The organism is Rhodovulum sp. 12E13, from assembly GCF_003340565.1.
Classification (GTDB): domain Bacteria; phylum Pseudomonadota; class Alphaproteobacteria; order Rhodobacterales; family Rhodobacteraceae; genus HLUCCA09.
Map to the genome: position 1 here is coordinate 29,779 of NZ_QPLK01000017.1, position 11,625 is coordinate 41,403.

Here is an 11,625-nt window from a genome sequence, read left to right on the forward strand (position 1 = left end):
ATTCCGACGCGCCCGCGCCCAGCGTTGCAAGAGGGCGAAATGCGCGGGGGGGCGGGATGAACCGGGGGACGGCCGATCTTCTTCAGCCGATCACGGGCATCGACCTGTGGCACCTGAAGCTGCCGGTCGTGTCGCGGCGCGACCACGGCGTCGGCACCGTCGCCGGCGCCTGCGAGGTGGTGGTGGTGTGCCTGACGGCGGAGGGCGGCGCCCAGGGCTTCGGCGAGGCGGCGAGCTGGGCCGTCTTCACCGGCTCGCCCGAGGCGAGTTTCGCCGCGCTCGACCGCTACCTGCGCCCGATCGCGCTCGGCCGCCCGGCCGGCGACGTGCAGGCGATCATGGCCGAGGCCGAGCGCGCCGTCGCGCACTGCACCGAGGCCAAGGCGGCGCTGGAGACGGCGCTGCTCGATCTCTGCGGGCGGATCGCGGGCGTGCCGGTCTGGGCGCTGCTGGGCGGGCGGTGCCGCGACCGCATCCCGCTGTCGGTCTCGCTGGCCGATCCGGATTTCGAGGCCGACCTGCGCCTCGTATCGCGCCTGCGCGACGAGGGCGTGGGCATCGTCAAGCTCAAGGCCGGGGTGCGCGACCACGCCTTCGACCTGACCCGGCTGGAGCGCCTGCGCGCCGAGCATCCCGACCTCGACCTGCGGGTGGACTACAACCAGGGCCTGAGCCCCGAGGAGGCCCTCTCCCGGGTGCGCGACGTCGCCGGTTTTCGGCCCACCTTCATCGAGCAGCCGGTGCGCGCGCATCTCTTCGACGCGATGTCGCGGCTGCGCGATGCCGTCGACGTGCCCTTGCTGGCCGACGAAAGCGTGTTCGGCCCCGAGGACATGCTGCGCGCCGTGCGCGAAGGCATCTGCGACGGCGTCTCGGTGAAGGTCATGAAGGCCGGCGGCCTGCGGCGCGCGCTGCGAACCGCCGGGATCGCCGCCGACGCGGGGCTTGCGGCCTATGGAGGCGACATGTTCGAGACGGGCCTCGGCCATCTTGCCGGTGTGCACATGATCGCCGCGGCGCCCGCGATCACGCTGGGCTGCGAGTTCTACCAGGCGCGATACTACCTTGCCGACGACATCCTGTCGGAGCCGTTCCCGGTGCGGGACGGCGCCGTGAGCGTGCCCGACGGCCCCGGCCTCGGCCGCAGACCCGACCCGGAGGCGCTCGCGCGCTTCGCCAGCCGCACCAGCACGAGAGAGGCCGCATGACCGCAAACCGCCGCGTCGTCGTCGTCGGCGCCGGGATCGTCGGCGTCTCCACCGCGCTCTGGCTCCAGCGCGACGGGGCGGAGGTGACGCTGATCGACAAGTCCGGCCCCGGCGCGGGGGCGAGCTTCGGCAACGGCGGGGTGCTGGCCTCCTGCTCTGTCGTGCCGGTGACGGTGCCGGGGCTGGTGGGCAAGGCGCCGCGGATGCTGTTCGACGGCAACCAGCCGCTGTTCCTGCGCTGGGGCTACCTGCCGCGGCTCCTGCCCTGGCTGCGGGCCTATCTGCGCCACGCCAACGCCGCCGACACCCAGCGGATCGCGCAGGCGCTCGCGCCGCTGACCTGCGACAGCCTCGAGGATCACCAGGCGCTCGCGGCGGGCACGCCGGCCGAGCGCTGGATCGTGCCGTCGGACTACCTCTACATCTACGACGACCGGGCCCATTTCGAGCGCGACGCCTTCGGCTGGCGGCTCCGGCGCGCGCACGGGTTCACCTGGGACGAGCTGGAGGGCGCGGCCTTCCGCGCCTACGATCCCGCCTTCTCGGAGCGGCTGGGCTTCGCCGTGCGCCTGCCGCGCCACGGGCGGATCGCTGATCCAGGCCGCTACGTGCAGGATCTCGCGGCGCATCTGGAGGCAGGGGGCGGCCGCGTCCTGACCGCCGAAGTCACCGACATCGCCTCCGAGAACGGCCGCGTCACCGGCGTGCGCGCCGGCGGCGAGACGATCGCCTGCGACGCGGCCGTGCTCTGCGCCGGCGCCTGGTCGAAGCCGCTTGCGCGCAGGCTCGGCATCGACGTCCCCCTGGAAAGCGAACGAGGCTACCACCTGGAACTGGTGGAGCCGAGCGTGATGCCGCGCGCGCCGGTCATGGTGGCCTCGGGCAAGTTCGTCGCCACGCCGATGGACGGGCGTCTGCGGCTGGCCGGCGTGGTGGAGTTCGGCGGCCTCGATGCGCCGCCCTCGCGCGGCCCCCTGGCGCTGCTGAAGCGCAACGCCCGCTCCACCTTTCCCGGCATCACCTGGCGGGAGACGCGCGAGTGGATGGGCCACCGCCCGGCGCCGACGGATTCGATCCCCCTGATCGGGGAGGCACCGGCGATCGGCGGCGCCTTTCTGGGCTTCGGACACCACCATGTCGGGCTGACCAGCGGCCCGAAGACGGGCCGCCTGCTGGCCCAGCTTGTCGCCGGACGGCAGCCCAATCTTGACCTTGGGCCATATTCCCCGGCACGCTACGCGCGGTCCGGGATGCGCGGCCGCGACGCCACCCCAAGAACGGCCTGACCACAGGGAGAAAAAACACATGAAGACGCACACCAGCCTGATCCTCGCAACGGCGCTCACCGCCGTCGCCGCGGCGCCCGCCGTGGCCGAGACGTGGGACATGCCGCTCGCCTATGCCGGCTCCAACTTCCATTCCGTGACCGCCGCCGAGTTCGGCGAATGCGTCACCACCGGCACCGGCGGCGACATCGAGATCACGACCCACCCCTCCGGCTCGCTCTTCGCCGGCAACGACATCAAGCGCGCCGTCCAGACCGGGCAGGCACTGATCGGGGAGCGTCTGCTGTCGGCCCACCAGAACGAGGACCCGATCTTCGGGGTCGACTCGATCCCGTTCCTCGCCACCTCCTTCGATCAGGCCGACGACCTCTGGGAGGCCGCCAAGCCCACGATGGAGGAGCTGCTGGCCGGGCAGAACCTCAAGCTCCTCTACTCGGTGCCGTGGCCGCCGCAGGGCCTGTACTTCAAGGAGCCGAAGGAGTCGGTCGCCGACATGGAGGGGGTCAAGTTCCGCTCCTACAACAATGCCACGGCCCGTCTCGCCGAGCTGACGGGCATGCTGCCGGTGCAGATCGAGGCGGCCGAGATCAGCCAGGCCTTCGCGACGGGCGTGGCCGACTCGATGATCTCGTCGGGCGCGACGGGCTATGACCGCAAGGTGTGGGAGAGCCTCAACTACTTCTACGAGGTCGATGCCTGGCTGCCGCGCAACTACGTCTTCGTGAACATGGATGCATGGGACGGCCTGTCGGAAGAGAACAGGAACGTCATGCTCGGCTGCGCCGGCCTCGCCGAATACGCCGGCACGTGGCGCGCCAAGGAATACACCCAGTTCACGCTGAACGGCCTGCGCGAGGGCGGCATGACGGTGGAGCCTGCCTCTGACCAGATGAGGGAGGAGCTGCGCGAGATCGGCGAGACCATGACCGCCGAGTGGCTCGAGGATGCCGGCGAGGGCGGCCAGGCCATCGTCGATCAGTTCCGCAGCATGCAGAACTGACCCTTGAGGGCGCGCGCCCCTTCGGCAGCGCGCGCCCGTTTCGCGACATCGCCATCGGGACAGGAGAACGGCCGTGGGTTTGCTCCGCGTGTTGAGGGTGACGCTCGACGCGATCTACAAGACTGCCGGCGTGCTCGCCGCCCTGTGCCTGATCGCCATACTCGCGCTGATCGTCATGCAGATGGTGGCGCGTTGGACCGGGTTGATATTCGTGGGGGCCGCCGCCTACGCGGGCTACGCGATGGCGGCGTCGAGTTTTCTCGCCTTCGCCTACGCGCTGAACCACGGATCGCACATCCGCGTCTCGCTCCTGCTCAACGCCGTGCCCGACCGGGTCCGGCGCTTGATCGACACATGGTGCTTTGCCATCGGCGCGGCCGTCATGTGGTATTTCGTCTGGTATTGTCAGCGGTTCGTCTACTGGTCGTGGAAGTTCGGCGACATAAGCCAGGGGCAGGATGCGACACCGCTCTGGATTCCCCAGAGCGCGATGCTCGTCGGCGCGGTTATCCTTGCGGTCGCTCTGACCGATCATCTCGTTCTGTTGCTCTCCGGCAGGGAGCATCGCTTGAAGCGTGACATCGTCGATCAGAGCTTCGCGGAGTAGCGGCTGTGGAAAACCTCTCGATCATCGTCCTCTTTCTGTTCGTGCTGTTCACCCTGCTCGGCACGGGCGTATGGGTGGGCCTTGCCCTGATGGGGGTGGCCTGGGTCGGCATGGAGCTGTTCACCACCCGACCCGTGGGCGACACCATGGTCACGACGATCTGGGCCTCGTCGTCCTCGTGGACGCTGACCGCCCTGCCGCTGTTCATCTGGATGGGGGAAATCCTCTTTCGCACCCGGCTGTCGGAGGACATGTTCAGGGGGTTGTCGCCATGGCTCGCGCGGCTCCCCGGCGGGCTGGTGCATACCAACATCGTGGGCTGCACCGTCTTTGCCGCGGTGTCCGGCTCGTCGGCGGCCACGTTGACGACCGTCGGCAAGATGTCGATCCCGGAGCTCAGGGCACGCGAATACCCCGAGCGCATGGTCATAGGAACGCTGGCGGGCGCCGCGACGCTTGGGCTGATGATCCCGCCCTCGCTGGCGCTCATCGTCTACGGCGTCACGGTGAACGAGAGCATCACCCAGCTGTTCTTCGCGGGCATGCTGCCAGGGCTCGTCCTTGCAGGGATGTTCATGGGGTATGTCGCGCTGCACGCGGTGTTCTCGTCCTCGTTCCGGCCGATCCAGGAGACGGCGATGACCTTCATGGACAAGGTCAGGAACTCGCGATACCTCATTCCGGTCATCTGCCTCATCATCGTCGTGATCGGCTCGATGTATCTGGGCCTTGCCACCGCGACCGAGGCGGCGGCGGTCGGCGTGATCGGTGCGCTCGTCCTCGCGGCGTCGCAGGGGTCGCTGACATGGAGCACGTTCACCGAAAGCCTGATGGGCGCCACGCGCACCTCGGCCATGATCGCCCTGATCCTCGCGGGTGCCGCGTTTCTCAAGCTCGCCATGGGGTTCACCGGTCTGCCGCGCGCCCTCGCGGACGGGATCGCGACGCTGGAACTGACGCGCTTCGAGCTGCTGATGGTCCTGCTGGTGTTCTACATCATCCTCGGCATGTTCCTCGACGGGATATCGTCGGTCGTGCTTACCATGGCGGTCGTCGAGCCCATGGTGCGCGACGCCGGGATCGACCTCGTTTGGTTCGGCATCTTCGTCGTCGTCGTGGTGGAGATGGCCCAGATCACGCCGCCGATCGGCTTCAACCTGTTCGTGTTGCAGGGCATGACAGGGCACGAGATGGGCTACATCGCGCGGGCGGCGCTGCCGATGTTCTTCATCATGGTGCTGATGGTCTTCGTCCTGATTCTCTTTCCGGAACTGGCGACCTGGCTGCCGGAGACCATGCGCTCCGGCCCCTCGACCTGAGTGAGCGACGTGACGCACCTGCTGGGGGTGCCCTGGCTGCTGGCCGCGGTGCTCGCCGTGGTCTTCGTCGCGGCCATCGTGCAGATCAATCTCGGCATGGGTTTCGGGCTGACGGCGGCGCCGCTGCTGGCGCTGCTCGATCCTGCGCTCGTGCCGGTGCCCACGCTGATCCTCGGGCTGTTCACCGCGAGCTTGGGCGCCTGGCGCGAGCGGGAGGGGATCGCCTGGGCCGAGGTCCTGCTCGGCGCGCCGGGCCGGATGGCCGGGGTGGCAGCCGGGGCGGGCCTGCTCGCCCTGATCACCGGGCCGCGCCCCTTCATGCTCGCCTTCGGCACGCTGATCGCCCTCGCCCTGATCCTCTCGGTCTCCGGCTGGCGGATGCCGTTCACCCGCGGCCGCCTGCTGGCGATGAGCGCGCTCTCGGGCCTCATGGGCACGCTCACCTCCGTCGGCGCGCCGCCGATGGCGCTGCTCTACCAGCACCGGCCGGTGCAGACGGCGCGGCCCACAATGGCGGCCTTCTTCGCCGTCGGCTGCGTGCTCTCGCTCGCCGGGCTCGCGCTGGCGGGCTGGGCGCGGCCGAGCCACGTCCTGCTCGCCGCGATCATGGCGCCGGGGCTGCTCGCCGGCATCTTCGCCGCCCGGGCCGCGGGCCGCCTCGTCGATCGCCGCTTCCGCCCCGCCCTGCTCGCGGTCAGCGGGGTCGCGGCGGCGATCCTCGTCGCCCGGGGCCTCGGACTGTGAGCGTCGCGCTCGCGCCGCTTCTCTTCGCGGCGCGGCATTCGCGCACGATCCTGATCGCGAGCCTCGCCACCGGGATCGCGCTGCCCGAGGTCGCGCACCTGGCCCGGCCGTGGCTGGCCGAGGGCGTCGCCGCGGCGCTCTTCTTCGCGGCGCTGCGCGTCGCCCCGCGCGCGGCGATCGGCGCGCCGCGCGCCCTGCCGCGGACGCTCGCCCTCGTCGGCATCCTGCAGGTGGCGCTGCCGGTCGCGGCGCTGCTGGCGCTGGCGGCGCTCGGCCGGCTCGACACCCTGCCGGCGCTGGCGCTCGCCGTGATGCTGGCCGCGCCGCCGATCGCGGGGAGCCCGAGCCTGACGGTTCTCGTCGGGCAGGACCCGGCGCCGGCGCTCCGGCTTCTGGTGCTGGGGACGCTGCTGATGCCCCTGACCGTGCTGCCCACCCTCTGGCTGATGCCCGCTCTCGGCACGCCCGGCGCCGTGCTCGCCGCGGCGGCGCGCCTGCTCGCGGTGATCGGCGTCGCGGTGGCGGCTGCGCTGGTGGTGCGCGGCTGGCTCCTGCCCCGGCCCGCCCCCCGGACGCTCTCGGCGTTCGACGGCGCCGGCGTGCTGTTCCTGTGCGTCGTCATCCTCGGGTTGATGTCCGCCCTCGGCCCCGCGCTGCGGGCCGATCCGTGGCGCGTGGCGGGCTGGCTCGCCGTGGCCTCGGCGCTCAATGTCGGCCTGCAGCTGGCGGTCGGCCGGCTGCATCCGGGCGGTCCCGGCGCCGCGGCGGGGCAGGCCATCGCGGCCGGCAATCGCAACATCGCCCTCTTTCTGGTGGCGCTGCCCGCGAGCGTGACCGACCCGCTTCTGCTGTTCATCGGCTGCTACCAGATCCCGATGTATCTCACGCCGGTCCTGCTGCGGCGCTTCTACGCCGCGCCGGGGCGGCCGGCGTGACGGCGCCGCGGACCGGTTCCCCCGCCGCGTTGCCTGCCCCGCGACCCGCCCCGCGACCCGCCCGCGTCGCCCGTCCCCGCTAGCCGCTCCCGGGCGCATGGAGGGCGCTGCCGGCGTCGTCGAGCGGGCGCGGGACGGGGCGGCCGGCCTTGCGCTTTTCGACGAAGGCGTTGATCGCCTCCCAGGTCCGGGTGACGAACGCGTCGGGCTTCGGGCTGCAGACGGCCTCGGTTCCGTCGTCGAGCAGGAACACCTTGTCCTCGTCCGGCGAGCGGGGGGAAGCCATACCCTGGCTACGCCCGGCGTCCAGTTCCCCCGGAGTCACCACCTGCAATGTCGCACGTTTTCATGAGCCGTGTCGGAGGACAGGCCTCGGCCACGCGGGCTCATTCAAGCTCGCCAAGCAGGCCGTGCAGCCGCTCGACCCGCTCCAGCGTCTCGCGCGAGGCGGTATCGCGCTGCCGCAAGGTCTGCAGAGAGAGCAGGCGCACGATGGCGAAGGGTCCGGCGAAGCTGTCGATCGGCTGCTCGGTCTCGATCGCGCAGATCAGCGTCCAGTCCGGTCGCCGGGAGGGGTCGGCGAGGCGGAGGCTGCGGTCGGCGAGCAGGGCTGTCCGCGCGCCGCTCTCCCCGATGGCCTGCAAAAGCGGCGCGAAATGCGCCATCCGGCGGCGCATTCCGAAGACGATCGCCACGTCGCCGGCCTCGATGCCCGCCACGCGCTCGGCGAGGCTGCGCCCGCCATGGGCCAGCACGAAGACGTCGGGCCGGACCGACGCCAGCAGGGTCGCGGCGTATTCCGCGAGCACATGGCTGTTGCGGAAGCCCACGCACCAGACCCGCCGGGCCCCGGCAAGGGCGGCGGCGATCTCGCGCACCGTCGTTGGGTCGAGCATGGAGAACGACGCCTCCATGGCGCGCGCTTCCTCGGCGAGATGCCCCGCAACAAGCCGCTCGGGCGCGGGCGAGTCGCGCGCACCGGTCTCGAAGAGGTGAAAAATCGAGCCAGATGCCCGCAATTCGCGCGCTGCCCTCCGGGCGGCCTCGTAGGAGGCGTAGCCGAGGCGCTGGAACAGACGGGAAACGGTAGCGGTCGAGACGCCGGATCGCGCGGCCAGTTCCTTGCCTGTCATCACCGCGATCTCGCCCGGCCGATCCCGCAGGGCATCCACGATCTTGCGTTCGCTCGCCGTCAGTTCCCCATATGTGGCGTTGAGCCTTTCGGTCAGCGTCGGCGCCGCCACATCTCCCGTCTTCATCCTGCCTCCCTTTCGGCGCCGTCCGACGCACCTGAAACGAAGATTTCAAAAAGGTTGACACACTGCAATCACGTTTTCAGGCTCGATGGAGTGACGCCGTGCGGCGCGGCGCGAAAGGGCATCGGGGGCGATGGGCGAACCTCTCACGGAGAGTGCGGCAGAGCTGGCGGGCGATCTTCTGATCCGTGACGTCCAGCTCCATCGCGGCGACGGGTCGGCATCCGTCCGGGGTGATCTCGCGGTGGCCGGCGGAAGGATCGTCGCGCTCGGGCCGGGCCTCTCCGGCCGCTTCGTCGAGGTGGTGGAGGGCAGGGGGCGCGCCCTCGCGCCCGGCTTCATCGACGTGCACACCCATGACGACGCGGTGGCGCTCGCGCCCGGCGCGATGCGGCCCAAGCTCAGCCAGGGCGTGACCTGCGTGGTCACCGGCAATTGCGGCATCAGTCTCGCCCCGGGCCTGCCCGAGAGCCTCGCCGCGCCGGTGCCGCCGCTCGACCTGCTGGGCGGGCGCGACGCCTTCGCCTTTCCGCGCATGGCCGACTACCTCGCCGCGCTCGCGTCCGCCGGCCCCGACCTGCACGTCGTCCCGCTCGTCGGCCACACGGTGCTGCGGGTGCGCGCCATGGGCACCGACCTCGACCGCCCGGCGACGGCGGCCGAGATCGACGCGATGCGCGCCGACCTCGCGGAAGCCCTGCAGGCCGGGGCCGTCGGCCTCTCCACCGGGCTGGCCTATCCGCCCGCCCGCCACGCCTCGACCGACGAGATCGCCGCGCTGGTGGCCGACGTGGCCGCGGCCGGCCGCCTCTGGACGACCCACATGCGCGACGAGCGCTCGGGCGTCGTCTCGGCCGTGGCCGAGACGCTCGACATTGCCCGCCGCACCGGTGCCCGCGTGCTGATCTCGCACCACAAGTGCTGCGGCGAGGCATCCTTCGGGCTCTCGCGCACCACGCTGGAGATGATCGCGGCGGCGCGGCGCGAGATGGCGGTGGATCTCGACGTCTATCCCTACACGGCCTCCTCTACCGTGCTGAACCCGGTCTTCGCCCGCGACAGCAGCCGCGTCACCGTCAGCTGGTCCGACCCGCATCCCGAGGCCGAGGGGCGCGACCTGCACGACATCGCCGCCGAATGGGGCGTGGGCGAGGGGGAGGCGCTGGAGCGGCTGAAGCCCGGCGGCGCGATCTATCACCAGATGGACGAGGCCGACCTGCGCCGCATCCTCGCCTTCGGGCCCGCGCTCGTCGGCTCCGACGGGCTGCCGCGCGACCGCCGCCCGCATCCGCGGCTGTGGGGCACCTTTCCCCGCGTGCTCGGCCATTACGCCCGCGACGAGGGGCTGTTCCCGCTCGAGACGGCGATCGCCAAGATGACGGGGCAGACGGCGGCCGTGCTGGGGCTGGCGGATCGAGGCCGCCTCGCGCCGGGCTGCGCCGCCGATCTCGTGCTGTTCGACCCCGCCACCGTGGCCGACGTCGCCACCTACACCGACCCCGCGCGCCCCAGCCTCGGCATCGACCGGGTGTGGGTGGGCGGCCGCCTTGCCTGGGCCGATGGCGAGATGCAGCCGGCCCGCGCCGGACAGGTCCTTTCCGCCGACCCGCCGCCGAGCGCCGCCGCATGACGCTCGGGCCGGCCAACACCCAACCGAAAGGAGACAGGGAATGACCGCACAAAGACACCGAAACCGGGGGCTGCGCATCGGCCTGAGAACGGGCCTGCTCGGGGGCGCGATCTCGCTCGCCGCGCTGCCCGTGCTGGCCCAGGATCTCGTCTGGGCGCGCTACGGCGACATCGACAGCCTCGACCCGCACCGCGCCACCTCGACCCTGTCGATGCAGGTCTGGGACCAGATCTACGACACGCTGCTGGCCTTCGACGAGAACGGCGTGGCCCGCCCCAACCTGGCGAAGTCGTGGGAGGTGAGCGAGGACGGGCTGTCCTACACCTTCACGATGCAGGAGGGCGTCGTGTGCCATGACGGCACGCCCTTCACCGCCGACGACGTCAAGTTCACCATCGACCGCGCCTTCGGCGACAACCCCAGCCTCACCCGCACCAGCTGGGGCCCGATCACCGACGTGACCGTGGTCGACGACCTGACCGTGACGGTCACGCTGGAAAGCACCTTCGGCGCCTTCCTGCCGTTCCTCGCCGACAGCTTCTCGTCGATGATCTGCGACTCCAACGCGGAATTGGAGGATTACGGCACCGGCTCGGCCATCGGAACGGGGCCGTTCTCGCTCGTCAGCTGGGTGCAGGGCGACGAGGTGGTGCTGGAGGCGAACCCCGACTACCGCAACTTCGGCAAGCCGGTCGAGAATGACGGGCCCGTCCACATCGACCGGCTGATCGTGCGCACCATCCCCGAGCCGCAGACGCGGCTGGCGGCGCTGCGCACCGGCGAGGTGCACATCGCCGAGCCGCCCTTCGACGACATCCCCGACATCCAGTCGGGCGAGGAACTGGAGCTGGTGGTGGCCGAGAACACGGGACAGAACGTGTTCTGGCAATACACCACCTCGCGCCCGCCCTTCGACGACATCCGCGCGCGGCAGGCCATCGCCCACGCCACCGACCCGCAGATGGCCATCGACATCGTCTATGGCGGCATGAACCAGCGCGAATGGTGCCCGATCGCCGCCGGCGTCTTCGGCAACGACCAGGAGTTCTGCCGCCAGTTCGGCTATGAATACGACCCCGAGCGCGCGCGCGAGCTGCTGGCCGAGCTGGGCTACGGCCCCGACAACCCGCTCGAGACGACGATGTATGTCTGGACGGGCGGCAACCGGCACATCCTCGCCGAGATCTTCCAGGCGCAGCTGGCCGAGGTCGGCGTCGATGCCTCCATCGAGATCATGGACATCGGCACGATGAACGCCCGCGTCCGCGAGGACAACGAGAACGCCGACAGCGAGGAGCCCGGCACCTTCAACATGATGACCTGGGGCTGGTACGACCCCGACATCCTGTATGCGCTGTGGCACGGCGGCGGCGCCTATGCCGGCTACCAGTCCGACGAGCTCGACGCGATGCTGGAGCGGACGCGCACGCTCACCGACGAGGAAGAGCGGCTGGAGGCGGTGCAGAACGTGATCCAGTACCTGATGGAGAACGCCATCCATGTCGGCCTCTACACGCCCGGCTGGGAGTGGATCTTCGCGCTGAGGCCCGAGGTCGAGGGCTTCAAGGTGGGCGCGTTCCTGCACCCGATGTTCCAGGATGTGCGCGTGACCGAATAAGCGCCTCGCCCGGCCGCGCGAT

General features: G+C 70.8%; 11 protein-coding genes. 9 read left to right on the top strand and 2 right to left on the bottom strand.

Going from position 1 to position 11,625, the window contains the following annotated elements:
* Window positions 1-56: 56 nt before the first annotated feature.
* From DLJ49_RS14500 to DLJ49_RS14530, 7 genes are all read left to right on the top strand, one after another.
* Complete coding sequence (locus DLJ49_RS14500) at window positions 57-1,208, top strand: enolase C-terminal domain-like protein (RefSeq protein WP_115394271.1); 1,152 nt, start codon at window positions 57-59, stop codon at window positions 1,206-1,208.
* Complete coding sequence (locus DLJ49_RS14505) at window positions 1,205-2,494, top strand: NAD(P)/FAD-dependent oxidoreductase (RefSeq protein ID WP_115394272.1); 1,290 nt, start codon at window positions 1,205-1,207, stop codon at window positions 2,492-2,494. The genes DLJ49_RS14500 and DLJ49_RS14505 overlap by 4 nt, the downstream gene beginning before the upstream one ends.
* 19 nt (window positions 2,495-2,513) lie before the next feature.
* The gene (locus DLJ49_RS14510; protein ID WP_115394273.1) at window positions 2,514-3,494 is read left to right on the top strand and encodes a TRAP transporter substrate-binding protein; all 981 of its coding nucleotides are present in this window, start codon (window positions 2,514-2,516) and stop codon (window positions 3,492-3,494) included.
* A 73-nt stretch (window positions 3,495-3,567) separates the two neighbouring features.
* Window positions 3,568-4,101 carry a TRAP transporter small permease gene (locus DLJ49_RS14515; RefSeq protein ID WP_115394274.1) on the top strand — a complete coding sequence of 178 codons (534 nt, stop codon included), beginning with the start codon at window positions 3,568-3,570 and terminating at the stop codon, window positions 4,099-4,101.
* Between the two features lie 5 nt (window positions 4,102-4,106).
* Complete coding sequence (locus tag DLJ49_RS14520; protein ID WP_115394275.1) at window positions 4,107-5,420, top strand: TRAP transporter large permease; 1,314 nt, start codon at window positions 4,107-4,109, stop codon at window positions 5,418-5,420.
* A complete protein-coding gene (locus DLJ49_RS14525; RefSeq protein ID WP_115394276.1) occupies window positions 5,421-6,164 on the top strand; it encodes a sulfite exporter TauE/SafE family protein in 744 nt (247 codons plus the stop codon).
* Window positions 6,161-7,099 carry a hypothetical protein gene (locus DLJ49_RS14530; RefSeq protein ID WP_115394277.1) on the top strand — a complete coding sequence of 313 codons (939 nt, stop codon included), beginning with the start codon at window positions 6,161-6,163 and terminating at the stop codon, window positions 7,097-7,099. Before DLJ49_RS14525 ends, DLJ49_RS14530 begins: the two co-directional genes overlap by 4 nt.
* A gap of 79 nt (window positions 7,100-7,178) precedes the next feature.
* Here the strand turns inward: DLJ49_RS14530 and DLJ49_RS14535 are convergent, their stop codons facing one another.
* Together DLJ49_RS14535 and DLJ49_RS14540 are read right to left on the bottom strand one after the other, a co-directional pair.
* On the bottom strand, window positions 7,179-7,352 hold the full coding sequence (locus DLJ49_RS14535) for a hypothetical protein (RefSeq protein ID WP_158547477.1): 174 nt from the start codon (window positions 7,350-7,352) through the stop codon (window positions 7,179-7,181).
* Window positions 7,353-7,485: 133 nt separating this feature from the next.
* Window positions 7,486-8,358 (bottom strand): MurR/RpiR family transcriptional regulator, encoded by an 873-nt coding sequence (locus tag DLJ49_RS14540; RefSeq protein WP_115394279.1) that lies wholly within the window; start codon window positions 8,356-8,358, stop codon window positions 7,486-7,488.
* A gap of 130 nt (window positions 8,359-8,488) precedes the next feature.
* Between DLJ49_RS14540 and DLJ49_RS14545 the strand changes: the two genes are divergently transcribed.
* Window positions 8,489-9,985 (top strand): N-acyl-D-amino-acid deacylase family protein, encoded by a 1,497-nt coding sequence (locus DLJ49_RS14545; protein ID WP_115394280.1) that lies wholly within the window; start codon window positions 8,489-8,491, stop codon window positions 9,983-9,985.
* Between the two features lie 40 nt (window positions 9,986-10,025).
* Window positions 10,026-11,603, top strand: coding sequence for an ABC transporter substrate-binding protein (locus DLJ49_RS14550; RefSeq protein WP_115394281.1), 1,578 nt, complete (start codon window positions 10,026-10,028; stop codon window positions 11,601-11,603).
* Window positions 11,604-11,625 lie beyond the last annotated feature (22 nt).

Coding starts and splice junctions, on each gene's coding strand:
- DLJ49_RS14500 (WP_115394271.1), top strand. CDS start 57: ATGAACCGGGGGACGGCCGATCTTCTTCAGCCGATCACGGGCATCGAC.
- DLJ49_RS14545 (WP_115394280.1), top strand. CDS start 8,489: ATGGGCGAACCTCTCACGGAGAGTGCGGCAGAGCTGGCGGGCGATCTT.
- DLJ49_RS14505 (WP_115394272.1), top strand. CDS start 1,205: ATGACCGCAAACCGCCGCGTCGTCGTCGTCGGCGCCGGGATCGTCGGC.
- DLJ49_RS14510 (WP_115394273.1), top strand. CDS start 2,514: ATGAAGACGCACACCAGCCTGATCCTCGCAACGGCGCTCACCGCCGTC.
- DLJ49_RS14550 (WP_115394281.1), top strand. CDS start 10,026: ATGACCGCACAAAGACACCGAAACCGGGGGCTGCGCATCGGCCTGAGA.
- DLJ49_RS14540 (WP_115394279.1), bottom strand. CDS start 8,358: ATGAAGACGGGAGATGTGGCGGCGCCGACGCTGACCGAAAGGCTCAAC.